At 42.6% G+C, this 23,362-nt stretch carries 26 protein-coding genes; all 26 read right to left on the reverse strand.

Translation table 11 applies throughout. From position 1 onward, the window contains the following. Positions 1–456: a flagellar basal body rod protein FlgC gene (gene flgC / locus ACFPU1_RS05045; RefSeq protein WP_054635304.1), complete on the reverse strand. Its 456-nt coding sequence runs from the start codon at positions 454–456 to the stop codon at positions 1–3. 1 nt (position 457) lies between these two features. After that, on the reverse strand, positions 458–856 hold the full coding sequence (flgB, locus tag ACFPU1_RS05050) for a flagellar basal body rod protein FlgB (protein ID WP_385939212.1): 399 nt from the start codon (positions 854–856) through the stop codon (positions 458–460). 372 nt (positions 857–1,228) lie between these two features. Beyond that, positions 1,229–2,008, reverse strand: a complete 780-nt coding sequence (codY, locus tag ACFPU1_RS05055) for a GTP-sensing pleiotropic transcriptional regulator CodY (protein ID WP_100399352.1) — start codon at positions 2,006–2,008, stop codon at positions 1,229–1,231. Between the two features lie 20 nt (positions 2,009–2,028). Then, entirely contained in the window at positions 2,029–3,423 is a 1,395-nt protein-coding gene (gene hslU / locus ACFPU1_RS05060) for an HslU--HslV peptidase ATPase subunit (protein ID WP_385939215.1), read from the reverse strand. A gap of 57 nt (positions 3,424–3,480) precedes the next feature. Beyond that, positions 3,481–4,023 (reverse strand): ATP-dependent protease subunit HslV, encoded by a 543-nt coding sequence (hslV, locus tag ACFPU1_RS05065; RefSeq protein ID WP_385939217.1) that lies wholly within the window; start codon positions 4,021–4,023, stop codon positions 3,481–3,483. Positions 4,024–4,041: 18 nt separating this feature from the next. Then, the gene (gene xerC / locus ACFPU1_RS05070) at positions 4,042–4,953 is read right to left on the reverse strand and encodes a tyrosine recombinase XerC (RefSeq protein WP_385939219.1); all 912 of its coding nucleotides are present in this window, start codon (positions 4,951–4,953) and stop codon (positions 4,042–4,044) included. A 63-nt stretch (positions 4,954–5,016) separates the two neighbouring features. After that, positions 5,017–6,321, reverse strand: coding sequence for an FADH(2)-oxidizing methylenetetrahydrofolate--tRNA-(uracil(54)-C(5))-methyltransferase TrmFO (trmFO, locus tag ACFPU1_RS05075; protein WP_100399356.1), 1,305 nt, complete (start codon positions 6,319–6,321; stop codon positions 5,017–5,019). A gap of 157 nt (positions 6,322–6,478) precedes the next feature. Next, positions 6,479–8,551, reverse strand: coding sequence for a type I DNA topoisomerase (gene topA, locus ACFPU1_RS05080; protein ID WP_385939222.1), 2,073 nt, complete (start codon positions 8,549–8,551; stop codon positions 6,479–6,481). Positions 8,552–9,097: 546 nt separating this feature from the next. Continuing rightward, a complete protein-coding gene (dprA, locus tag ACFPU1_RS05085; RefSeq protein WP_385939224.1) occupies positions 9,098–9,958 on the reverse strand; it encodes a DNA-processing protein DprA in 861 nt (286 codons plus the stop codon). A gap of 167 nt (positions 9,959–10,125) precedes the next feature. Then, positions 10,126–11,037: a succinate--CoA ligase subunit alpha gene (gene sucD, locus ACFPU1_RS05090; RefSeq protein ID WP_385939225.1), complete on the reverse strand. Its 912-nt coding sequence runs from the start codon at positions 11,035–11,037 to the stop codon at positions 10,126–10,128. 19 nt (positions 11,038–11,056) lie between these two features. Beyond that, the gene (gene sucC / locus ACFPU1_RS05095; RefSeq protein ID WP_100399360.1) at positions 11,057–12,217 is read right to left on the reverse strand and encodes an ADP-forming succinate--CoA ligase subunit beta; all 1,161 of its coding nucleotides are present in this window, start codon (positions 12,215–12,217) and stop codon (positions 11,057–11,059) included. A 502-nt stretch (positions 12,218–12,719) separates the two neighbouring features. Continuing rightward, positions 12,720–12,896, reverse strand: a complete 177-nt coding sequence (locus ACFPU1_RS05100) for a hypothetical protein (RefSeq protein ID WP_385939227.1) — start codon at positions 12,894–12,896, stop codon at positions 12,720–12,722. A 52-nt stretch (positions 12,897–12,948) separates the two neighbouring features. Beyond that, a complete protein-coding gene (locus ACFPU1_RS05105) occupies positions 12,949–13,221 on the reverse strand; it encodes an EscU/YscU/HrcU family type III secretion system export apparatus switch protein (RefSeq protein ID WP_054635301.1) in 273 nt (90 codons plus the stop codon). Then, a complete protein-coding gene (locus tag ACFPU1_RS05110) occupies positions 13,218–14,960 on the reverse strand; it encodes a hypothetical protein (RefSeq protein WP_385939229.1) in 1,743 nt (580 codons plus the stop codon). Before ACFPU1_RS05110 ends, ACFPU1_RS05105 begins: the two co-directional genes overlap by 4 nt. An 18-nt stretch (positions 14,961–14,978) precedes the next feature. Further along, positions 14,979–15,758: a ribonuclease HII gene (locus ACFPU1_RS05115; protein WP_385939231.1), complete on the reverse strand. Its 780-nt coding sequence runs from the start codon at positions 15,756–15,758 to the stop codon at positions 14,979–14,981. Between the two features lie 92 nt (positions 15,759–15,850). Further along, positions 15,851–16,726: a ribosome biogenesis GTPase YlqF gene (ylqF, locus tag ACFPU1_RS05120; protein WP_054635298.1), complete on the reverse strand. Its 876-nt coding sequence runs from the start codon at positions 16,724–16,726 to the stop codon at positions 15,851–15,853. A gap of 29 nt (positions 16,727–16,755) precedes the next feature. After that, positions 16,756–17,310: a signal peptidase I gene (gene lepB / locus ACFPU1_RS05125; RefSeq protein ID WP_157049722.1), complete on the reverse strand. Its 555-nt coding sequence runs from the start codon at positions 17,308–17,310 to the stop codon at positions 16,756–16,758. Positions 17,311–17,451: 141 nt separating this feature from the next. Beyond that, complete coding sequence (gene rplS, locus ACFPU1_RS05130) at positions 17,452–17,796, reverse strand: 50S ribosomal protein L19 (RefSeq protein WP_054635296.1); 345 nt, start codon at positions 17,794–17,796, stop codon at positions 17,452–17,454. Positions 17,797–17,909: 113 nt separating this feature from the next. Continuing rightward, entirely contained in the window at positions 17,910–18,650 is a 741-nt protein-coding gene (gene trmD, locus ACFPU1_RS05135; RefSeq protein WP_385939234.1) for a tRNA (guanosine(37)-N1)-methyltransferase TrmD, read from the reverse strand. Beyond that, positions 18,647–19,174, reverse strand: coding sequence for a ribosome maturation factor RimM (gene rimM, locus ACFPU1_RS05140; RefSeq protein ID WP_385939236.1), 528 nt, complete (start codon positions 19,172–19,174; stop codon positions 18,647–18,649). The genes trmD and rimM overlap by 4 nt, the downstream gene beginning before the upstream one ends. Further along, on the reverse strand, positions 19,155–19,577 hold the full coding sequence (locus ACFPU1_RS05145) for a YlqD family protein (RefSeq protein ID WP_385939238.1): 423 nt from the start codon (positions 19,575–19,577) through the stop codon (positions 19,155–19,157). The genes rimM and ACFPU1_RS05145 overlap by 20 nt, the downstream gene beginning before the upstream one ends. Before the next feature lie 167 nt (positions 19,578–19,744). Beyond that, complete coding sequence (locus ACFPU1_RS05150; RefSeq protein ID WP_054635292.1) at positions 19,745–19,975, reverse strand: KH domain-containing protein; 231 nt, start codon at positions 19,973–19,975, stop codon at positions 19,745–19,747. 32 nt (positions 19,976–20,007) lie between these two features. After that, positions 20,008–20,280 (reverse strand): 30S ribosomal protein S16, encoded by a 273-nt coding sequence (rpsP, locus tag ACFPU1_RS05155; RefSeq protein ID WP_054635291.1) that lies wholly within the window; start codon positions 20,278–20,280, stop codon positions 20,008–20,010. Positions 20,281–20,360: 80 nt separating this feature from the next. Next, positions 20,361–21,710, reverse strand: coding sequence for a signal recognition particle protein (ffh, locus tag ACFPU1_RS05160; protein WP_385939241.1), 1,350 nt, complete (start codon positions 21,708–21,710; stop codon positions 20,361–20,363). Next, entirely contained in the window at positions 21,710–22,057 is a 348-nt protein-coding gene (locus ACFPU1_RS05165) for a putative DNA-binding protein (RefSeq protein ID WP_385939243.1), read from the reverse strand. Before ACFPU1_RS05165 ends, ffh begins: the two co-directional genes overlap by 1 nt. A gap of 258 nt (positions 22,058–22,315) precedes the next feature. Further along, positions 22,316–23,317 (reverse strand): signal recognition particle-docking protein FtsY, encoded by a 1,002-nt coding sequence (ftsY, locus tag ACFPU1_RS05170; RefSeq protein ID WP_385939245.1) that lies wholly within the window; start codon positions 23,315–23,317, stop codon positions 22,316–22,318. Between the last annotated feature and the right edge of the window lie 45 nt (positions 23,318–23,362).

Consider the following 23,362-nt stretch of genomic DNA (forward strand, 5'->3'; position numbering starts at 1 on the left):
TCAGCCTCTTCCTATTTCAAGAGCTTTCAGCATCATATTTTTTGAACTGTTCATTACTGTGACATTTGCTTCATAGGAGCGAGTAGCTCCCATTATATTTACCATCTCTTTTAACGGATCCACATTTGGCATGGCAACGTATCCTTCTTCGTCAGCATCCGGGTGTTCAGGTTGATACACCTGTCGAAAAGGAGATTCATCTTCCACAATCTCAGTTACTTTCACCCCGCCGCCAGCCTGTTGATTGCTTTTAAGAGCTTGTTGAAATTGGGAAGCAAAATTACTGCTATTAGGTGCGAAAGCCACATTTTTTCTGCGGTATGGTTCCCATTCCCCATCTACAAAAGCGCCCCGGGTCGTCTCAGCATTAGCCATATTTGCAGAAGCTACATCCATTCGCAGACGCTGGGACGTAAGAGCCGATGCAGAAGAGTTTATTCCTTGAAACAGAGACATATTATCTCCCTCCTCGTATAGCGGTTTGAAGACTATTCAATTTTCCGTTCATTCGTTCTATTAATCCGTTATAATAAATCTGATTTTTGGATAATTCAGCCATTTCATAATCTATATCCACGTTATTAAGGTTGTGATTGAACGTAGTATTCTGGTTCACGGTCGTATAGACCCCTTTCTGAGACCCTCCAAAATCAAGATGGCGATCATCTGTTTTGTGAGATTGCAAATTTAGGTTTTGAAGTGATTCATTAAGGGTATGTTTAAAGTGTGTCTTTTTTGCTTTGTAACGAGGAGTGTCAATATTAGCTATATTGTCAGCAATGTTCTTTTGCTGCTTTGATGCTCCATGAAGCCCTTGGCCTAAAAGCTGAAAGGTGGAGTTATTAAAAATATCCATTACTTCCCCTCCGAATTATGTATGACATTTTTCCTACCAGAGATGATTTTTGGCGATATTTGTAAAAATAACAGGCAAAACGCAGGACCATAGGCTAAATTGTATTAAAATATGTGAGATATGTCTAACTTTCTTCTTAATATTTTCTATATCACTAGCAAAGACCCAACCTCATTGATCTATAAGATTCAGTACCTTTGACCTAATAATGTTCCATATTTTTGGTTATCCTCTGTTTTTTTCTTAATAGATGAGGAGCAATGTCCTTCTTTTTGGACAATTGACCTTACGAAGAGATGAAAACGCTTTCCTTTCTGATCTAAAAAAAACCAGGGAGCACAATGCTCCCTGGTTTTTCAAGATTCTATTTAGTCAGCTTGTTTTTAACTTCTCCAACTCCACTAAAAATTTATCGTTTAAGATCTTTATATACGTTCCTTTCATCCCTAGTGAGCGGGACTCAATAACTCCTGCACTTTCCAGCTTACGTAGTGCATTAACAATTACCGAGCGGGTAATCCCTACACGGTCTGCTATTTTACTCGCTACCAGGAGTCCTTCTTTTCCATCGAGCTCTTCAAAAATATGTTCAACAGCTTCCAGTTCACTATAAGACAGAGAGCTGATAGCCATTTGTACGACAGCCTTGCTTCGTGCTTCCTCTTCAATCTCCTGTGTTTTTTCATGGAGGATTTCCATACCAACTACAGTTGCACCGTACTCGGCAAGAATAAGATCGTCATCGTCAAATGAATCATTAAGACGGGCAAGCACTAAAGTTCCTAATCGCTGTCCTCCCCCAATGATCGGCACAATGGTGGTTAAACCTGAGCTGAAAAGGTCACGGTTCTCAATAGGGAATGCTGTATAATCACTATTTACATCCAGGTTAGGAGATGTTTCCTCAATCTTAAAAAGTCCGGTTGTATACTCTTCTGGAAACTTCCGTTCTTCAAGCATCTGTTGCATGCGATCGTTCTCTATTTCCTGCTTCAACGAATAACCCAATAACTTTCCTCGACGGCTGACTACAAAGATATTGGCATCAATGACCTCACTCATTGTTTCAGCCATATCTTTAAAATTCACATGGTCTCCAGCTGTTTTTTGCAGCATATCATTAATCTTTCTTGATCTATTTAATAGATCCATACCATTTTCCTCCTGACATCCTATAAAATATATTGACTCATATCTCGATCTTTTGTGATGGAAGACAGCTTTTCCTCTACATACTCTGGTGTGATAGTGATTTTTTCTAAGGTGATATCAGGGGCTTCAAATGATAAATCCTCCAGCAAACGTTCCAGCAGCGTATGGAGCCGACGCGCCCCGATATTCTCCGTGTTTTGATTCACACTTTGTGCCATTTCAGCGATTTTACGTACAGCATCGTCAGAAAATTCCACATTTATACCTTCTGTGCCTAATAAAGCTTGATATTGTTTCAGAAGGGCATTTGTCGGTTCGGTTAGAATGCGCACGAAATCTTCAATTGTTAAGCTGGACAGCTCTACCCTGATTGGAAACCTCCCCTGCAGCTCAGGGATTAAATCAGACGGCTTTGCAATGTGAAAAGCGCCAGCTGCCACAAATAACATATGGTCTGTTTTTACCGGGCCAAATTTTGTGCTTACCGTAGAACCTTCAACAACAGGAAGAATGTCTCTTTGCACCCCTTCTCGGGACACATCCGCATTTCCTCCTTGCTGCTTCGCTGCCACTTTATCAATTTCATCTATGAAAATGATACCCAGCTGTTCAGCCTTTGAAACAGCCTCTTGGGAAACCTCATCCATATCAATGAGCTTTTGAGCTTCGTCTTCAATGAGAAGCTTCCTGGCTTCCCTTACTGCAAGTCGGCGCTTTTTCTTTTTCTTTGGCATCATATTTCCAAGCATTTCTTGCATATTCATGCCCATCTGCTCCATGCCAGCGCCTTGAAACATATCCATAAAGGATTGTGTCTGCTCCTCTACCTCTACTGTGACAAGGTGATCCTCAAGCTCACCCATCGCCAGCTGGTGAGCAAGCTGCCTTCTCTTTTGTGAAACGGTTTGGTCTTCCTCTTCTGTTTCTTCTGACTGCTTCTCCTGTTGCTGAAAAATCATTTCAAAAGGATTGGAAAATTGCTGATTTTGTTTTTTGGCGGCAGGAGCCAAAAGTTTGACAAGCTTTTTGTTGGCCAGCTCTTCAGCCTGTTTTCTTACCTCCGACATCTTCTCCTCTTTCACAAGACGAGCAGCTGATTCCACCAAGTCCCTTACCATTGATTCGACATCACGTCCTACATAGCCAACTTCAGTAAATTTGGTCGCTTCGACTTTAATGAAAGGAGCTCCTACAAGTTTTGCCAGACGTCTTGCAATTTCTGTCTTTCCTACTCCTGTCGGACCAATCATTAAAATATTCTTAGGTGTGATATCATCTTTTAGACTCTCTTCTAGCTTACTGCGACGGTACCTGTTTCGTAAAGCAACAGCTACTGAACGTTTTGCGTCTTTTTGACCAACAATGTATTGATCCAGCTTTTCAACAATCTGTCTTGGGCTTAATGGGGTTTCCAAACGGGTTCTCCCCTTTCATCAAAATTTGTTGAACATGAAGCATCCGGAGCCAAGGCCTTATATTTCCTCAACAACAAGCTGATCATTTGTAAACACGCAGATATCGCCAGCGGTTTTCAAGGATTCTTCAGCCATTTCCTTTGCACTCATATGAGTCGCATTTCTCTTTAGTGCTCTTCCAGCCGCCAAAGCAAAATTTCCTCCTGAGCCGATAGCTAATATCCCATCGTCTGGCTCAATCACCTCACCCGTGCCTGAAACTAAGAGAATGATCTCTTTATCCATCACAATCAACATGGCCTCCAAACGCCTTAATACCTTATCACTGCGCCATTCCTTAGCAAGCTCTACAGCGGCTCTTTTTAAATCACCGCTAAACTCCTGAAGCTTCACCTCAAACTTCTCAAACAGAGTGAACGCGTCTGCTACCGAACCGGCAAACCCGGCAAGTACTTTGCCATTGTAGATCTTTCTTACTTTTTTTGCTGTATGTTTCATCACCACCGACTGTCCAAAGGTTACCTGGCCATCTCCTGCCATCGCCCCTTTTCCATTATGGTGGACTGCAAATATGGTGGTCGCATGAAAGGATTGTTCCATGAATGACTCCCCCTTTGTTTAGGCACGCGGATGTGCCTGTTGGTAGACATTTTTTAACCGTTCTTTCGTTACATGGGTATACAGCTGGGTTGTTGATAGATTTTCGTGTCCCAGAAGATCCTGTACGGCTCTGATATCCGCACCATTATCCAGTAAATGTGTAGCAAACGTATGCCTGAGAGAATGGGGAGAGGCATGAAGAGTTAACGAAACCTTTTTCATTCGTTTCGTAACCACATGGCGAATTCCTCTGTCTGTTATCGGAGTGCCGAGATGATTCAAAAATAGGTATTCTGAGTCTTTATGACTTGATTTCTTAAGTAAATGCAACCTTCCATTCTTTGTATACCGGTCAATGGCATCAAGAGCAAACGATCCAATCGGGGTATATCGCTCCTTATTGCCTTTCCCTTTCACAAAAATGGTTCCTAAAGAAAAATCAATATGAGAAAGCTTTACATTGCAGCATTCGCTGACTCTTATTCCTGTGGCATATAGGATCTCAAACAATGCAAGGTCCCGCTGGTCGAGGGCTTTAGAAGCATCAAATGATTGAAAGAGTGCTTCTAACTCCTTGGCATATAAAAAATGAGGGAGCCTCAGCTCCTTTTTTGGAAGCGTGGTTAAAGCAAAGGGATTCTCAGTTATCAGCCCTTCCCTCATTAGATATTTATAAAACGTCCGCAAGGCCGATATTTTTCGGGAAAGCGAGGTGCGTTTGTACCCTTTATCGTATAAATGGGTAAAATACAAACGAACAAGGCGGTCATCGGCCTCTTTTGGGCTTGATACCGCCTCTGCATCCAAAAACTTTTCAAAATCAGACAGATCAAGGGAATATGCTTCCAACGTCATAGGAGAAGCATTTTTTTCGACCTGCATAAATTTAAAAAAATTCTCTCCCAGAGCTTGAAAGGGCGCCTCTTTCATTACACCACCTCACAAAAGCTATTAAATTTTACCATACCTGTTTTTGGAGAGCAAGGAAGATGTTTATCTTTTCACAAAATTCTGAATTGCTCCCAATGCTCGCTGAGCCAATTGTTCATTTCTTTCTTTTTTATTTTTTATTCTATTCTCAAGCGGCGGAAGAAGCCCAAAATTTGCATTCATTGGCTGAAAATTATCCGGGTTGGCTGTTGTAATGTAATTGGCCATGGCTCCTAAAATGGTTTCTTGTGGAAGTACAGCAAGCTCTTCTCCCTGGACGAATCGGGCTGCATTGATTCCGGCGATCAATCCTGCAGCAGCTGATTCCACGTAACCCTCTACTCCAGTAATTTGTCCTGCAAAAAACAAATCCTCCCGATCTTTGAACTGGTAGGTCGGCTTTAATACGTTTGGTGAGTTAATAAAGGTATTGCGATGCATCACGCCATATCTGACCACTTCGGCATTTTCCAATCCCGGGATTTTTCTGATTACTTCTTTCTGGGGTCCCCACTTTAAGTGAGTTTGAAAGCCAACTATATTGTAAAGAGTGCCTGACTGATTATCCTGCCGTAACTGCACAACAGCGTATGGCCGCTTTCCTGTTTCAGGATGTTCAAGGCCGACGGGCTTCATCGGACCAAAAAGCATGGTCTTTTTTCCTCTTTTAGCCATGATCTCGATCGGCATGCAGCCCTCAAAGAAGATTTCTTTTTCAAATTCTTTCAATGGAACTGTTTCAGCTGAAGTTAACGCCTCATAAAACTCATCAAATTCTTCTTCTGTCATTGGACAGTTAATATAAGCAGCTTCTCCTTTATCATATCTTGATTTGAGATAAGCTTTATTCATATCTATGCTGTCCGTTTCAATAATGGGTGCTGCAGCATCATAGAAATAAAGGTATTCTTCACCTGTTAAATCCTTTATCGTCTGAGACAGGCCTTCTGTAGTCAATGGACCCGTTGCTATAATCGTCGGTCCTTCAGGAAGGCTGGTAATTTCTTCGTGAATGACTTCCACATTTGGATGTTCCTTCACCCGAGAAGTGACAAGCCCTGCAAATTCATGGCGGTCAACAGCTAAGGCTCCGCCGGCAGGTACAGAACAATCATCTGCAGAACGAATGATTACAGAATCCATTTCTCTCATTTCTTCTTTTAACACGCCTACTGCGTTTGTCAGACCGTTTGCTCTCAGGGAGTTGCTGCAGACAAGCTCGGCGAACTTATCCGTGTGGTGAGCCGGGGTCTGTTTTACAGGCCTCATTTCATACAATTTTACTTGGATCCCTCTTTTGGCAAGCTGCCATGCAGCTTCACTTCCTGCCAGACCGGCTCCTATCACATTAACTGTCGTGTTCATCATTCTAAAACTCCATTCTATATACTTGTTTCTTATTTATTATGCTGTGGCATCATTTTCAACTTTACAAGCTATTCTAAAAGAACATAGGAAAGCCCCTTTTTTAGAAAAGGGGTTTCTCCTACTTACTATACCGATTTCATTTTTGTTTCACAAGAGATTAGTTCGGCTCTTCCTTGTAATCACATTCAGCGCATTGAACATGAACGCCCTTTTTCGTTTTCTTTTCCACAAGGAGCCCTTCACATTTCGGGCAAGGACGGGATATTGGTTTATCCCAGGAGACAAACTCGCATTCTGGATAGCGGTCACAACCATAAAACGTCCGGCGTTTTTTGCTTTTTCTTTCAACGATATTACCTTCTTTACAGCTTGGGCATTTGACGCCAATATCCTTTACGATCGCTTTCGTATTTCGACAGTCAGGAAAATTAGAGCATGCCATAAATTTTCCGTAACGCCCCATCTTATAGACCATTTCGTGTCCGCACTTCTCACAGTCTTCTCCAGCCGGTTCATCTTTGATTTCAACTTCCTTCATTTCTTCTTCTGCAACGGTAAGCCGCTTTTCAAAGTCCTGATAGAAGGTATCAATAATCCTGATCCAGTCTTCTCGTCCTTCTTCAATGAAGTCTAAGTCGTTTTCCATTTTTGCTGTAAATTCAACATCTAGAATTTCCGGGAAAAATTCAACAATTAATTCAAGAACGATCTCGCCAAGCTCTGTCGGAACAAATCTTTTATCCTCAAGAGCCACATATCCTCTTCTCTGGATCGTGTCAAGGGTTGGAGCATAGGTGGACGGACGCCCGATTCCAAGCTCCTCCATTGTACGTACCAGTCTTGCTTCCGTATAGCGCGGAGGCGGCTGAGTAAAGTGCTGATTCGGTTCAAGCTCCTCTTTCTTCACCGTTTCTCCTTCTTTTAAATCAGGGAGGAACTTATCTTCTTCCTTCTTTCCATCATCATTACCTTCAACATAAACTTTCATGAAGCCTGGAAATTTAACCTTTGATCCAGTGGCCCGAAAAATCACACCCTCATTTGTAAGGTCTACTGTCATCGTATCCATTACAGCGGGAGCCATTTCGCTTGCAACGAGCCTTTCCCAGATTAACTTGTAGAGGCGGAACTGATCACGGCTCAAATACTGTTTGATTGTTTTGGGATCTTTCAGTACAGAGGTGGGACGTACAGCTTCGTGAGCGTCCTGTGACTTACTGTCTTTCTTTTGTGATTTTTTACCTCCACCGATGTACTCTTTGCCATACGTATCTTGAATGTATTGTTTTGTTTCCTCTTTCGCTGTATCAGAAATCCGGGTAGAGTCTGTTCTCATATAGGTAATTAACCCTATTGTCCCTTCTTTGCCAATATCGATTCCTTCATAAAGCTGCTGAGCAATCATCATTGTTTTCTTTGCCCTGAAATTCAGTTTTCTGGCAGCTTCCTGCTGAAGGGAAGAGGTTGTAAAAGGCAACACAGGATTTCTTCGGCGCTCTCGCTTTTTTACAGAATCAATAAGAAACTCCTCTCCCTTTAGCTTCTTTAACACATTCTGTACATCTTCTTCTGAGTTCAGTTCGAGTTTTTTTCCATCCTGGCCGTAGAATTTAGCTTCAAATGATTCTTTTCCATAAAGAAAAGAGCCTTTAATACTCCAATATTCTTCCGGGACAAATTCTTTTATTTCTTTTTCACGCTCAATAATCATCTTGACTGCAATGGACTGAACTCTTCCGGCACTTAACCCCTTCTTTACTTTCTTCCATAAAAGAGGGCTGATGTTATAGCCGACAAGCCGGTCAAGAATCCTTCGTGCCTGCTGAGCGTCAACCAAATCCATGTTAATCGGGCGTGGATGCTTAAATGCATCCTTAATTGCAGCCTTGGTAATTTCGTTAAATACTACTCGGCAATCGGAATCTTCGTCGATATCCAGGCTGTGAGCGAGGTGCCAGGCTATGGCTTCCCCTTCTCTGTCGGGGTCAGCTGCTAAATAAATCTTTTTAACTTTTTTAGCAGCGGTCTTTAATTCTTTTAAGACCGGGCCTTTTCCCCTTATGGTAATGTATTTTGGTTCGTACTGATTAGTTGTGTCTACTCCCATTTGACTTTTTGGTAGATCCCGGACGTGACCCATTGATGCTTTCACGATATATTTTTTCCCAAGATATTTACCTATCGTTTTTGCTTTAGCGGGAGATTCAACGATTACTAAATAATCTGCCATTTCTTTTGTGTTCTCCCCCTTTGGAGTTATAAATCTTCATTAGTATCAATCACCGCATTTGTCTTTGTCAAATTCTTATTTCATGTGTTCTGTTTATCCGATACTTATAATAAAATCTGAGTGCCACTATACTGGTCCCTGTCAGCCAGGCGCAAAGAGTGATAAATCACAATCATTTTTTCACAGTTTATGGTTTATGTCTACCCAAAAATTTCTTAAAGCATATTTTTCATTCCTTTCATTGCCAATTTTATTCCTTACTATTCTATTTTTTTCCTTTTAATTTGCTCTTTTTTCTTTTTATAAAAAGTGTTATTACACCTTTTTGATGGTTTTCGTTAATAGACGCTCGCTTCCACCAGTGCGACATCCATTCATATTTCACTCTTTCTCATTCAAGGTGTCCTCTTTGCCTCAGCAGACCTTCAACTTACTCAGGAAAATCTTGCGGAACCTTTGGCTCATACTATTCCCGAAGGCGTCTCGCCCCTTTTATCCAGCATTATAAGGTTTTAGAACATCAATCATCACTTTTTACCAGAGCTCTTACAAAAGATCATCCGGATGCAGTATCGGCCGAGCACCGTCTTGAATTAATTTATTTGTGCCTGCGGAAACTTTGGAGTCGATTGGTCCTGGCAGGGCGTAAACATCCCTGCCTTGCTCAAGGGCCTGAGATGCAGTGATTAAGGAGCCGCTTTTGGCCCCTGCTTCAATAACAAAAACAGCGTCAGACAATGAACTAATTATTCGGTTTCTCATTGGGAACTGCCATTTGGCTGGAGGAGTATGAGGTGGATATTCGCTTACAAGTAAATGGGATTGGGAGATGATTCGGGAGAAGGCAAGATTTTCACGAGGATACATATAATTAAATCCACTTCCACAGACAGCAATCGTATACCCTTGATTAGACATAGCAAGTTGGTGGGCTCTTGTATCCACACCTTTGGCAAGACCGGAAATGATAACAGTTCGTCTCTTAATAATCGGAGGGAGGAGCATTTCCATAGCCTGCAGACCGTACGAGGTAGGCTGTCTTGTCCCGACAACCGCTAAGAAAGAGGATTTCTTTAAAATATCTGTCTGTCCTTTGATGTAAAGCACCCAGGGGGGATCATGCATATGAAATAAACGTCGGGGATACATGGAATCAAAAGGTGTCATAATCATAATATTTCGATCCAAATAATACTGAACTGTTCTTTTTCCTTTTTCTTTTTGAAGGAAATGAATTAAGGAAGAAGCTTTTTTAAGTGGAATTGCCAATTCTTTTGACAAAGAAGCGGGGGATAAGACGAAAGGAAGAGAAAATGAGGGGTCAATTGTATAAATTTTTTTAAGTGTATTCCACCCTGCTCCTGTGGCTTCATGCAAAAGAAGCAGCCGGTTTTTGCGGTCTGTCATATTAAGCCTCCCTTATTGAGATTATACGAGTCAAGAAGTTTCATAGATTGAAAATAACAGGATGTTGTTTACATAATGAAATTATGGTTGATGTGCATAATTTGAGGATTAATTTAAGGAGATAAAGGAAGAGAAAAGCCCCCTTATAAAGGAGGCTTTTCTTGGTGTTATTCTGCTTTATGTGTAAGACACTTTTCATAAATATTGTTTTCTTTAAGTGAAGAAATAAGTGTCTCGCCGATTTCAGAAGGAGTTGGAGAAACGCTGACTCCGCAATTTTCCAATGTTGAGATCTTTTCGTCTGCGGTCCCTTTGCCGCCAGAGATGATCGCGCCGGCATGACCCATCCGCTTCCCTGGAGGTGCTGTACGGCCGCCGATAAATCCTACGACAGGCTTATTCATATTTTCCTTGATCCATTCTGCCGCTTCTTCTTCAGCGGTACCGCCAATTTCACCAATCATGATGACAGCATACGTATCTTCGTCATCATTAAAAGCTTTTAGTACATCTATAAAATCCGTTCCGTTTACGGGGTCACCGCCGATACCTACAGCTGTAGACTGGCCGATCCCATTTGTGGAAAGCTGGTGTACAGCTTCATACGTAAGGGTTCCGGAACGAGATACAACGCCCACATGTCCTTTTTTATGGATATATCCAGGCATGATACCGATTTTGCATTCTTCCGGAGTGATAACACCTGGGCAGTTCGGGCCGACTAGACGAGTCTTTTTCCCTTCCATGAATCGTTTTACCTTAATCATGTCAATAACAGGGATACCTTCTGTAATGCAGATAGCAAGATCAAGTTCTGCATCTACTGCTTCCATAATTGCATCCGCTGCAAACGCTGGGGGTACATAAATAACAGTTGCGTTTGCCCCGGTTTTTTCCACAGCTTCTTCCACTGTATCAAATACCGGAATTCCTTCTATTTCAGTGCCGCCTTTTCCAGGAGTAACACCACCAACAATCTGTGTACCATATTCTACGGCCTGCTGAGTGTGAAACAAACCAGTAGAACCAGTAATACCTTGTACGATGACCTTTGTATCTTTATTAATAAAGATGCTCATTGCTCTCAGTCCCGCCTTTCTATTTCACTAGAGATACGATTTTTTGTGCTCCGTCTGACATTGAATCTGCTGCTGTGATGTTAAGCCCAGACTCTTCAAGGATTTTCTTACCGCGATCTACATTTGTACCTTCAAGGCGCACGACGAGAGGGATCTCAAGGCCTACTTGTTTCGTTGCCTCAACTACACCTTCAGCAATGACGTCACATTTCATGATTCCGCCAAAAATATTTACGTAGATGCCTTTTACCTGTTCATCAGACAGGATGATTTTGAAAGCTTCTGTTACCTTTTCTGCTGTAGCGCCGCCTCCAACATCAAGGAAGTTGGCCGGTTCGCCGCTAAAGTGCTTAATGATATCCATTGTTGCCATCGCAAGCCCTGCACCATTTACCATGCAGCCGATATTTCCATCAAGTGCAATATAGCTTAGGTCAAATTTAGAAGCTTCGATTTCTTTTGGATCCTCTTCATCAAGGTCGCGGAATTCTGTAATATCCTTTTGACGGTATAAGGCGTTGGAATCGAAATTCAATTTTGCATCAAGAGCCATAACGCTCCCGTCACCAGTTGTAACCAAAGGATTAATTTCTGCAATAGAGCAGTCCTTCTCACTAAAGACCTTATAAAGACCCATCATGAACTTAACAGCCTGCCCTACTAGTTTCTTAGGAATATTAATATTAAACGCCAGACGACGCGCCTGATAGCCTTGAAGGCCTACCGCAGGATCAATGTACTCTTTAAAGATTTTTTCAGGAGTAGCTTCAGCCACTTCCTCGATTTCCGTACCGCCTTCTTCCGAAGCCATCATAACGACACGGTCAGTTTCCCGGTCTACAACAAGACCTACATAGTATTCTTTTTGGATGTCGCATCCTTCTTCGATAAGTAAGCGTTTAACTTCTTTACCTTCCGGGCCTGTCTGGTGGGTGACTAAGGTTTTGCCAAGAATTTCATCGGCATATGTACGCACCTCATCAAGGTTCTTTGCCACCTTAACGCCGCCTGCTTTCCCGCGGCCACCCGCGTGAATTTGTGCTTTTACTACATTTACTTCTGAACCAAGCTCTTTTGCAGCCTCTACTGCTTCATCAACAGAGAAAGCAACTTTTCCATTCGGCACGGCTACGCCGTACTTTCTGAGGAGTTCTTTTCCTTGATACTCATGGATATTCATGTTCTCTCCATCCTCCTAACGATTCAGTACGAATTCATCGAACTGCTTGTCCTCATCCAAGGATCGGGTGGAACAATTGGCGGTGAGTCAGCCAATGTTTCTCACACATCTTTAATCGTATTAAAAAACTCAGGATTTTTCAACAATTCGTCACAAATTTATGAATATAATTTGTAAACGCTGACATATCTAGTGCCATAATTGGAAAAAATATATTAATTTACCATTTTTTATGACCGATTTCTATATCCAGCTGTACAAAATCAATTACACTTTAAACAACTGCAATACTCGTAGACTCTCTCAGAAAAACTCAAGGCGAAATAAGCTCCAGCTGAGATGTCCTTCATTGAGCTGTCTCTGCCCAAGAGGAAGCTGAAGCTTTTCCTGCGAATAGAAGATGCCATCAAGCAAAATGAAAGGCCTTGAATGAATGCTGTCCTTATTCCTTAAGGGGAAACCATGATCTCTGCTGTAAGCACCTCCTTTAGGAGACGCCCCTTTATTTTTCTTTCTTTTGTTCCTTTTCTTTGCTGCACTTCATGGTTTCTTTCATGTCTTTTGCTTTTGCATCCATTTCCTGTACTGAAGAAAAAACTCCAAATTCCTGAGCAAATTCTTCACTGAAACTTTTTACACATTGTTCTGCGCCTTCTACATCGAGCTTATTTTTTGTCATCGGGGCCACCTCTTTCACTTTTTACGTGTAGTATGACCCTTACCGTTTCTTCTTATTTCATTGCTTTATCCACCCTGTACAAAAAAGCGAACACCTCAGCAACGACTTCATACAAATCATCCGGAATGGTTTCATTCATGTTAAGATTGGAAAGAAGCTCGACCAATGAAGGATCTTCCTGAATAGGAATGTGATGCTCTTTTGCCTTAGCAATAATTTCTGCTGCCTCCATTCCTTTTCCTTTCGCCTTTACCACCGGTGCCCGGTCCTTTGAGTCATCATAACTTAAAGCGACGGCGTTCTTGATTGAGTATAAATCTTTCATATCCGAATATCCATCCTTCCAATATGAACCGGATTATTTTCCTGTGTATAGGAAGAGACCGTATGTAAAAGAGAATGGCCATCTTTCCATTGCAGTGAGGAAAGGATATAGTCGTTTTCTTCTAATTTCTGTTTCAAATAAGGCTGCAGCCCTTTCAGCACAGCTGCAGGGGGCCGATTTTCACTATACAACGTTATGGAAATGACACGATTTTGAATTTGTACATCTGCCAGTGTTTCTTTTAACATTTCAAGTTCAAGAAAAATAAGCAGGCGACAATGGTCTTCGTTCAACGATCCATCTGCTCTTCGCTGTCCTTCCCACTGAATAGTAATGTCCGAATTATGCTTGTCGATAAACAAGGGAAGCTGTATAGCCCCGTTTAAAAAAGGATGCTGGCTTTCTAGTGCAAGGAGCTGCTGGCCGGTTATTCTCTGAAGAAGAAGCTCTGCTCTCTCTTTCAAAGGAGAAGCAAGAAGAGGAGAATAGTGTAAGAGAAGCGCTTTTATATTTTCATTTCTTTTGCTACCCGTTATAAACGAGCTTTGAAGCATGTTTTCGTGCTGCATACCTAACGAGTAAAGGAGACTCTTCACATGGTTTGGAAGCAGTGGAGAAGCTGTGTTGCTGCTTATAAGCGAAAGCAGTGCCTCTCTTTCATCCTTTGTCAGCTCCCCTTGCTCATAAAGAGTAACTAACGTGTAAAAAGGCCTGGCCTCAGGCTGGTTGTTTGCAAAGGAGTGAAAAAGCTGTAATAGCGCTTTCATTCCCTTTGAATGAACCCCTTTTTCTTGAAGTAAAGCTGATTCCATAAGTAGAGGAAAAAGCTGCTGGGGTTGCATTTTTTCAAGCACGGGTAATGGCAGTGTTGTTATTTTCCGGGCCATCTCCTGAACAGGTTGACGAGATAATCTTTTAAAAAATTGAGCTTGGGCCTCGTAAAAATACTGAAGGTTTTTGTGGGCACCCTGGGGCACAAGGTTCAGCCTTTCTAACAGTTGAAGGGCTCCTGCTTTCTCTTTGCTTCCCTCTTTGACAGCGAGTGTCAGCAAAGAAAGAAGCGGTTCTTTTTCTTTATAAGCTGTCTCTGATACCTGCATGGATGCCTGCAGTCTTTGAAGATGTGCTAAAAAATCAGCTGCTGACTTTGTGAGGTTTCCTTTCTCTCTGAAAGCTTCTCCTGTTCGTATCAGCTCCTGTATTTGTGAGGATACAGACGAGCCCTCTTTTAAAGCGCTGATCGCTGAAAACACTTCTTGTGTAAAAGGAAGACGTCGTTCCATCATCTCCCTTACAATCTCTCCCCCTTTTTCATGGAAAGCCCCTGAGCGCTGAAGAAGGTCTCCCCCTTTTGCCAATTGTTCTTCTTGAAAGGGGAGGTTGTTCTTCAAAAAATAATTCAGGAGCCACTGGTTTCCCCTGGTTTGCCGCATACCAAGTTCTATAAGGAGCTTAGACCTTTGCTCGCTGTGTGAGTAGTCAATAGAAGGATGGAGCAGACGCAGCCTGGGAATGCCTTCACTGGGCACTACTTTAAAAAAATAGCTCTCACCCGCCGCTAAAGAAGCTTCTAACTTAGCGGTCACAGTGGTATGTCCAATACGTAAAGCAGCCAGATGATTTGGGAACAACTTTAAGACCTGCCCTTTAACCACCTGGCCGGCTGCCAGCCTTAGGGAGTGGGAGCCTTTTTGAGCAGTCGCAGTGGACAGGAGGGACTTGAAATGGATAGGAGACATTACAATTACCTCTTCCTTTTATTCATCCTTTGCAAACGATGGAACAGGAGAAAAGCTTTTTCGGTGGTAACGAGTGATCCCATATGTACGCATTGCCTCGATATGCTCTCTTGTCCCGTATCCAGCATTCCTGCTAAACCCGTACTGTGGATATTCTTGGTGTATGTCTTGCATCAGGCGGTCTCGTGTCACTTTTGCTATTACCGAAGCAGCCGCAATAGACAGGCTGTTGGCATCACCTTTTACAATGGAGGTTTGCGGTACAGGTAATGGAAGATTCATAGCATCAATTAATAAATGATCAGCTTTTATGGAAAGCTTCTGTACTGCCTCGACCATAGCAATTTTAGTTGCCTGGTATATATTTACTTTATCAATCTTCTCAGCAGGAATATGAACCACACCAACGGCTTCTGCTTGATCCATAATCTTTTCATAATAGTATTCCCGCTTAGCTTCTGAAAGGATTTTTGAATCTGTTAATCCTAGGAGTTTCTCTTCCTGATGTCCCAGAATGACCGCAGCAGCTGTCACTGGTCCTGCCAGCGGTCCTCTTCCCACTTCATCGATCCCTGCAACAGCCTGGTACCCCTCTTTTATCAGCTTTTCTTCATATTTACTCATTCGCTCGTATTCTTCCAGCATTTGCTGTTCCTTTTTGCGCTTTTGCTCATACCTTTTTACTACTTGCTGAACCCCTTTTCTTTCATCCTCGGCAAGCTGCTCCAGGAATTCAGCAGACGGAGCTCTCTCCTGAAATAATTCCTCTTTGATTTGGGCTATAGATAACCGTTTCATTGCTAAACCTACTTTCCTAACCACATTTCATCAGTCTATATTTCTTGTATCGGTCAGTATTTTCCTTATGTAAAGAACGAAAAAGAGTACAGTTAACTTTCTGTACCCTTTTCCTTCCATTCTTCTGGCGTTTCTAATGTGAAGGAACCTAATTTTCCTCCCCGCAGATCACGAAGAACAATTTCAGCTGCTTTATCATAGTCAATAAATCCCCCGCTCATGAGGCAGCCCCGCTTCTTTCCAATTTCTTCAAAAAGCTCCACTCCATCTTCAGGAAGAGGCTCTTCTAATTGATATCTTTCTTTTAACCTTTCAGGATACCTTGATTTGAAGGTATTTAAAGCAAATAAAGCAATATCCTGAAAATCAAGCAATTCATCCTTAATTGCCCCAGTGGCAGCCAATCGGTATCCAATCTGCTGGTCTTCAAATTTAGGCCATAAAATACCTGGGGTGTCCAGCAGCTCCATTTCTTTACCCACTTTCAGCCACTGCTGTGCTTTTGTCACACCTGGTCTGTCTCCGGTTTTCGCTGTCTTTTTTCCATGAAGGCGGTTGATTAACGTTGATTTCCCCACATTAGGAATGCCAACAATCATGGCCCGTATGGGGCGTGGACGGATCCCCTTCTTTCTCATCTTATCAAAGATAGGGGAGGTGATCTCTTTTGACTTTTGAATCATTTCTTTTATGCCGGCATCCGTGTGGGCATTTATTGCCATCGCAGCTGCTCCGTCGTTTTTAAACCAATTGATCCACTCTTTTGTCAGTTTTTCATCTGCCAGATCGCTTTTCGTTAAGATGACAAGTCTTTTTTTCTCCCCTATCACGTCATCTAGCATTGGATTTCTGGAGGAAAGAGGGATTCGGGCATCTGTAAGCTCAACCACCATATCTACTCTTTTGAGCTGTTCCGTTACTTCTCGTCTTGCTTTGGCCATATGGCCGGGAAACCATTGGATTGTCATGCTATCACCTGCTCTTTTCATTCTAGTTCTTAGGGGACAAAGCCAAGCCGTGAGACAGGCCAAAACGTAAAGCTTGCCTTCCCTATAATATCATCAATGGAAACCAGGCCAAAAGCTCTTGAATCCAGGCTGTGGTTCCGGTTATCTCCAAGGACAAATACATAGCCTTCAGGGACAGTTACCTCCCCAGTCACCCCTTCAAGAGTAAAATCAGGAGTCAGCGTGTGTTCTTTTATCTCGTCAAGGTGCTCTCTCAAGAAAGGTTCTTCGATTTTTTTCTCATTTAAATACAATTCGTTATGGGCATAGTTTAATTTGTCCCCTGGGGTGGCGATTATCCTTTTTATGTAATCTTTTTCAGGAGTGGCATGGAAAACGACAACATCAAAAGTAGATGGTTCAGAAAACCAGTAGCCGGCTTTGTTAACAACTACTCTGTCTTCATGGGAAAGAGCGGGCATCATTGACTGGCCTTCCACTACGATTGGCACGACTAACAACCCTCTTGTCACCGCTACAATAATAACCGCAAAAGTCATAAGCAGCAGTCCTTCTCTGATTTCTACTTCATGTCTTTTCATCATTTCTCTTTCTCCTCGCCCCTCAATTCCTAACATCTCTGATTAAGAAAGCACTTACTCACCTATGATTATGTATCTTTATTTTACCTTATCCTGCAAGTACAAAAAAGGAGCTTGATTGCCAAGCTCCTTTTACACCTAATCCTATCTGAGTTCTTTAATTCTAGCTGCTTTACCTTGCAGACTGCGAAGGTAGTACAATCTAGCTTGACGTACTTTTCCGCGGCGTTTCAACTCGACCTTGTCGATACGCGGAGAATGTACTGGGAACGTTCTTTCAATTCCTACACCGTAGGATACTTTTCGTACAGTAAACGTTTCACTGATTCCGCCTCCGCGGCGCTTGATTACTACGCCTTCGAATACCTGGATACGTTCACGAGTTCCCTCGACAACTTTCACGTGTACACGTACTGTGTCACCGGCGCGAAATGCAGGAAGGTCAGTTTTTAACTGTTCTTGAGTAATTTCACGAATAAGCTGTTCCATCTTAATTTCCCCTCCTTCTCTCGAATGCTCTTGCGGTACTGCTTCCGCAGCGGAACATCGTATTCACGGGGCTTTCGCCACAAAGAGTATCATACCATATGACGTAAGTGATATCAACTGTCTCTGCTGTTTTTTATTTCATCAAGCCACTTTTTCTCTTCTGCATGTAATCTTTCAATATCCAGAAGATCAGGTCTCCGCTCATAGGTTCGTTTGAGTGCTTCCTTTCTCCGCCATTCTTCAATGCGCTTATGATGCCCAGAGAGGAGAACGTCGGGTACCTTCATGCCTCGGAAGTCTGCAGGCCTCGTATAATGAGGATGCTCTAAATATCCTGTGGAAAAGGAGTCCGTAACCGCAGAGTCTTTGTTGCCAAGTACTTCCGGAAGCAGCCTGGTCACACTGTCGGCAATAACCATTGAACCAAGCTCGCCTCCCGTAAGAACAAAGTCACCAATAGAAATTTCATCCGTAACCAGCTGCTCCCGAATACGTTCATCATATCCTTCATAGTGACCGCAAATAAAGATAAGATGCTTTTCTTCTGCCAGTTCTTCAGCTGTCTCCTGGGTAAAGCGCCTTCCCTGAGGGCAGAGAAGTATCACTCTTGGTTTTGCATGGCTTGCTGCCGATGCATCTTCGACAGCATCAAACAGAGGCTGGGGAGTGAGCACCATGCCGGCTCCGCCGCCATACGGATAGTCATCTACTTTCTGATGCTTGTTTTCAGAATAAGAGCGAAAGTCAGTCACCTGGTATTCTACCGCCTTTTTATCCTGTGCCTGCTTCAAAATGGAGGTGTTTAAAACTCCATGAAACATCTCTGGAAAAAGAGTTAAAAAATCCATTCTCATTCTGGCAGCAGCCCTTCCATAAGACGGACAGTAATTTTCTCTTTTTCTATGTCTACATCAGTCACTACTTCCTCTATATAGGGAATGAGAATGTCCTTTCCTTTTCCTTTCTGTTTCACGACCCAGACATCATTGGCACCAGGAGAGAGAATTTCCTTAACCGTTCCAAGAATCTCCCCTTCATCAGTGACAACTTCGCAGCCGATAATGTCATGATGGTAGTATTCATTTTCTTCAAGAGCACCAAGCTGGTCCTCTGCCACTTTTAGTTCCCCGCCCTTTAAAGGTTCTACTTCATTTAACGAATGATATCCTTCAAACTGCAAAAGGTGAAACTGCTTATGGAGACGATGTGTTCTTACCGTTAAAGGGATCACTTCTTCTTGACCCGGATAGGAAAAGTAAAGCAAAGCTCCTTCCTGAAACCTTTCCTCTTCAAAGTCGGTTACAGAAATGACTCTTACTTCCCCTTTTACTCCATGAGTATTAACAATCTTACCTACATTAAACCAGTTCGTTGTCATCTTCTGACCTTCCCTTTCTGATCTCATGTACTTTCCCGTTTTTAATGATGATTTCATCCTCTTGCATGATGTTTTCCCAATCGTCCCCTTCTTCAACAAGACAAAGGGTGTCCACTGTCCCGTCTGGCATTTCAGTTTCGAGGGGGATTTGTTCAAGCTGGGACTTCTGAAAGTCAGCTGCCCTGATCTTTTCTAAACGCTTATGGATTTCCTTTTCAAAGCGTTCTTTTGTTTTGATTCTCCTGGAATCCTGCACAGCCTTCAGCTGTTTTTGCATCTGAAAACGGAGTTGTTCGATTTCTCTTTCATATCGTTCAACTTGTCTATTTAATTCAGAGAGTAAATACTGCTTTCTCTGAGGAGTTAATATTTGCTTTATTTGGGCTTTCTTTATAATCCTCATAACCCACCTCTTATTTGCTGGCATATACAAAAGAAATATTCCGGCAATGAATAACGCTGGGAGGTTCCCTTAGTTGTAACTGGATAACACTTGCATTCTATCCCCATTTTACATTCTTTTATAGGGTAAAAAAAGGGAGAGGAAGCCTCCTCACCCTTTTTGTTCTCTTATTCAACAATGTCAAGCCGAACACGTTTATTATGATGGGAACCGGCTGCATAAAGCACGGTACGGATCGCATTGGCTATTTTCCCTTGCTTTCCGATCACTTTTCCCATATCTTCCTCGTGGACCGATAGTGTGAGGACGAGGGTGTTATCTTGCTCCTTTTCCTGAACACGTACCGCATCAGGATGATCCACGAGGGCACGGGCCATGTTTTCAACAAGCTGTTTCATGAACCGATCCCTCGCTTATCCGCCATCCAGCGTTATTTTTGATTCTTTGCGTTGTGTAGCTTTTCCATGATTCCTTCTCTTGAGAAAAGGTTGCGCACAGTGTCAGATGGCTTAGCGCCTTCTAGCATCCAGTTTACAGCTTTGTCTTCGTTAAGATTTACCACTGCTGGATCTTCAAGAGGATTGTAAGTTCCAATTTCCTCGATAAATCTACCATCACGTGGAGCACGTGAATCTGCTACAACCACACGGTAGAAAGGTTTCTTTTTACTTCCCATACGTTTAAGACGAATTTTAACTGCCATTTATGGTCACCTCCAAATTTATTTCACAATAGCACATTATAATAGGTTATTGACTCGCTGTAAAGGCTTTTTCCTTTTCACTACATAAAAGGGAAATTAAAGCCGCCTTTACCCTTTTTCTTTCCTTTTTGCATCGAAGACATTTGTTTCATCATTTTCTTCATATCTTCAAATTGCTTTAAGAGACGGTTGACATCCTGGATGGTTGTACCGCTCCCTTTTGCAATCCTCCGTTTTCGGCTTGCATTCATGAGAGACGGATTCTGCTTCTCATCCTTAGTCATAGAGCGGACAATGGCTTCGACACGGCCAATTTGACTTTCATCGACCTGGGCATTTTTCAGCCCTTTCATTTTGTTCATCCCCGGCATCATGTTTAACAGCTCATCGAGCGGCCCCATGCTGCGAACTTGCTCTAATTGTTCCAAAAAGTCATCGAAGGTAAGATCTGCATTTCTCATTTTCTTTTCTAGTTCTTTTGCTCTTTCTTCATCCACGTTGGTCTGGGCTTTTTCAATGAGGGACAGCACATCTCCCATTCCGAGGATGCGCGAAGCCATCCGTTCCGGATGAAACGGCTCAAGCTGGTCAATCTTTTCACCCATACCCGCAAATTTAATCGGTGTATCGGTGACAGCTTTAACAGATAAAGCAGCACCGCCCCGGGTGTCACCATCAAGCTTGGTAAGAATGACTCCAGTAAGCCCGAGCTGTTCATTAAAGCTTTCCGCAACATTGACCGCATCTTGTCCGGTCATTGCATCCACAACCAATAGAATTTCATCGGGATTTACTTTTTCTTTGATCTGTAAAAGTTCATCCATGAGATCTTCATCAACATGAAGGCGTCCTGCCGTATCAATCAGAACATAATCATTATGCTCTTCTTTGGCCTTGTCAACAGCCTGTGAAGCAATATCAACAGGGCTCACCTGGTCTCCTAAGGAAAATACAGGCATATTCAGCTGTTCGCCAAGAGTTTCAAGCTGTTTAATAGCAGCAGGACGGTAAATGTCGGCTGCGGCCATTAACGGCTGCCTGTTATGCTTTTTCCGGAGGTGGTTGGCAAGCTTTGCTGTGCTCGTTGTCTTACCGGCCCCTTGCAGGCCTACCATCATCACTACCGTCGGAGGCTTCTGAGCATGGGCAATTTTGCTTTGCTCTCCTCCCATAAGCTCCTGAAGTTCCTCATTAACTACCTTGATTACCTGCTGGCCCGGCGTAAGGCTTTTCATTACTTCCTGGCCGACCGCTCTTTCTTTCACCCGATTGATAAACTGCTTTACGACTTTAAAGTTCACATCGGCTTCTAAAAGAGCCAGGCGCACTTCCCGCATCATTTCTTTCACATCTGCTTCAGATACTTTTCCACGTCCCTTAATACGATCGAGGGTACCTTGCAGACGTTCAGCCAGTCCTTCAAATGCCATCAGTTCATCCCCTCCTCTTCAATTTTTTCAAGAGAAGCAATAATCGTTCCGATCTCTTCAGATAAACAGCCCCCCGCTACCAATAGAGCTTTCAACTGCTTATACTTACTTGTTCGTTCTTTATATTTTGAGTAAAGGCTTAATTTCTGCTCGTACTCTTCAAGCATTGCCTCCGTTCGTTTGATATTATCATAAACAGCCTGCCTGCTCACATCAAACTCCTCGGCAATCTCACCAAGAGAGTAATCATCCAAAAAATATAATTCCATATATTTCTGTTGCTTACTTGTTAACAAGGGTTGATAAAAGTCAAATAAAGCATTCATTCGAACAGTTTTCTCTAACAACTTGTCCACCCCTTGTGTTAAGTGAAATTCCTTTACAAAGGGCATATTACAGGAATAAAAGACTGTTGTCAAGAAAAAATCTTAACGGCCTTTTCCTATTGTTTTTTATAACGAAACGGCACGAGAGATTGCTCACTACTCTAACCAAACAGGCTGCACCTGCCGCCAGACTTTGCCTCTTAAGAATTGGCGTTTCCTGCGCGATCAGACCGCCTTCTCTGTGGGTTATCCTCCATCATTTTTATGAAAAACTCTTCCTTAATCCTCTTCCGTTTCTTCAGATGTCTCTTCCACGAGCTCTTTAAAGAGGCCATATACGAACTGCTCTGAATCAAACGGCTGAAGGTCATCCATTTTCTCGCCAAGCCCTACATACTTTACAGGAATATCCAGTTCATTGCGAATCGCAAGAACAATACCCCCTTTAGCAGTCCCGTCGAGTTTCGTTAATATAATACCTGACACATCAGTTGCCTGTCCAAAGGTCTTGGCCTGACTCATCGCATTTTGTCCCGTTGTTGCATCAAGCACCAAGAGCACTTCATGGGGAGCATCGGGGATTTCGCGGGAAATGACTTTCTTTACTTTTTCAAGCTCTTTCATAAGATTGACTTTGTTTTGCAGGCGGCCAGCCGTATCACAAAGAAGCACGTCAACGTTTTTTGATTTTGCAGACTGAACGGCATCATACATCACAGCAGCCGGATCTGAACCTGCCTGCTGCTTGACCACATCAACGCCTACACGTTCTCCCCAGACCTCAAGCTGCTCAATCGCTCCTGCCCGGAACGTATCCCCTGCTGCCATCATGACTGACTTTCCTTCTTCCTTGAACATATGAGCCATTTTTCCAATGGTCGTCGTTTTTCCTACCCCATTAACCCCGACAAACAAGATGACTGTCATATCATTTTCCTGCATATTGAGAGCAGAGTCTTCACCAGTTTTATCAAGTTTCTCTGCAAGCTTTTCACTAATAACCGGTGCTAAACCGCTTGTATCTTTGATATTTCGAAGACGCACCTCATCTTTGAGCTCGTCAATCAATTCAAGTACAGTTTCCACACCAACATCTGCACCAATCAGCAACTCTTCAAGCTCTTCAAAGAAATCTTCATCAACAGTTCGATAGCGTGCAAATAGTTCATTCATTTTACCTAGAAAGGATTCTCTCGTTTTGCTCATGCCATCCTTGAACTTTTCTGTCACAGTGTCTGATTGGTTTGTAAATTTATCCTTTAGCTTCTTGAAAAAACTCATACGTTTAAACCCGCCTAAAGCGGGCTTTTTCCCTCCTTTTTTTAG

Origin of the sequence: Thalassorhabdus alkalitolerans (assembly GCF_042656525.1) — a bacterium.
GTDB lineage: Bacteria > Bacillota > Bacilli > Bacillales > Marinococcaceae > Thalassorhabdus > Thalassorhabdus alkalitolerans.

Bases quoted from the DNA above. Each gene is read 5' to 3' on its own strand.
- flgC (WP_054635304.1), bottom strand. From the start codon at position 456: ATGTCTCTGTTTCAAGGAATAAACTCTTCTGCATCGGCTCTTACGTCC.
- flgB (WP_385939212.1), bottom strand. From the start codon at position 856: ATGGATATTTTTAATAACTCCACCTTTCAGCTTTTAGGCCAAGGGCTT.
- codY (WP_100399352.1), bottom strand. From the start codon at position 2,008: ATGGATCTATTAAATAGATCAAGAAAGATTAATGATATGCTGCAAAAA.
- hslV (WP_385939217.1), bottom strand. From the start codon at position 4,023: ATGGAACAATCCTTTCATGCGACCACCATATTTGCAGTCCACCATAAT.
- xerC (WP_385939219.1), bottom strand. From the start codon at position 4,953: ATGAAAGAGGCGCCCTTTCAAGCTCTGGGAGAGAATTTTTTTAAATTT.
- trmFO (WP_100399356.1), bottom strand. From the start codon at position 6,321: ATGATGAACACGACAGTTAATGTGATAGGAGCCGGTCTGGCAGGAAGT.
- topA (WP_385939222.1), bottom strand. From the start codon at position 8,551: ATGGCAGATTATTTAGTAATCGTTGAATCTCCCGCTAAAGCAAAAACG.
- dprA (WP_385939224.1), bottom strand. From the start codon at position 9,958: ATGACAGACCGCAAAAACCGGCTGCTTCTTTTGCATGAAGCCACAGGA.
- sucD (WP_385939225.1), bottom strand. From the start codon at position 11,037: ATGAGCATCTTTATTAATAAAGATACAAAGGTCATCGTACAAGGTATT.
- sucC (WP_100399360.1), bottom strand. From the start codon at position 12,217: ATGAATATCCATGAGTATCAAGGAAAAGAACTCCTCAGAAAGTACGGC.
- ACFPU1_RS05100 (WP_385939227.1), bottom strand. From the start codon at position 12,896: ATGACAAAAAATAAGCTCGATGTAGAAGGCGCAGAACAATGTGTAAAA.
- ACFPU1_RS05105 (WP_054635301.1), bottom strand. From the start codon at position 13,221: ATGAAAGATTTATACTCAATCAAGAACGCCGTCGCTTTAAGTTATGAT.
- ACFPU1_RS05110 (WP_385939229.1), bottom strand. From the start codon at position 14,960: ATGTCTCCTATCCATTTCAAGTCCCTCCTGTCCACTGCGACTGCTCAA.
- ACFPU1_RS05115 (WP_385939231.1), bottom strand. From the start codon at position 15,758: ATGAAACGGTTATCTATAGCCCAAATCAAAGAGGAATTATTTCAGGAG.
- ylqF (WP_054635298.1), bottom strand. From the start codon at position 16,726: ATGACAATCCAATGGTTTCCCGGCCATATGGCCAAAGCAAGACGAGAA.
- lepB (WP_157049722.1), bottom strand. From the start codon at position 17,310: ATGATGAAAAGACATGAAGTAGAAATCAGAGAAGGACTGCTGCTTATG.
- rplS (WP_054635296.1), bottom strand. From the start codon at position 17,796: ATGGAACAGCTTATTCGTGAAATTACTCAAGAACAGTTAAAAACTGAC.
- trmD (WP_385939234.1), bottom strand. From the start codon at position 18,650: ATGAGAATGGATTTTTTAACTCTTTTTCCAGAGATGTTTCATGGAGTT.
- rimM (WP_385939236.1), bottom strand. From the start codon at position 19,174: ATGACAACGAACTGGTTTAATGTAGGTAAGATTGTTAATACTCATGGA.
- ACFPU1_RS05145 (WP_385939238.1), bottom strand. From the start codon at position 19,577: ATGAGGATTATAAAGAAAGCCCAAATAAAGCAAATATTAACTCCTCAG.
- ACFPU1_RS05150 (WP_054635292.1), bottom strand. From the start codon at position 19,975: ATGAAACAGCTTGTTGAAAACATGGCCCGTGCCCTCGTGGATCATCCT.
- rpsP (WP_054635291.1), bottom strand. From the start codon at position 20,280: ATGGCAGTTAAAATTCGTCTTAAACGTATGGGAAGTAAAAAGAAACCT.
- ffh (WP_385939241.1), bottom strand. From the start codon at position 21,710: ATGGCATTTGAAGGACTGGCTGAACGTCTGCAAGGTACCCTCGATCGT.
- ftsY (WP_385939245.1), bottom strand. From the start codon at position 23,317: ATGAGTTTTTTCAAGAAGCTAAAGGATAAATTTACAAACCAATCAGAC.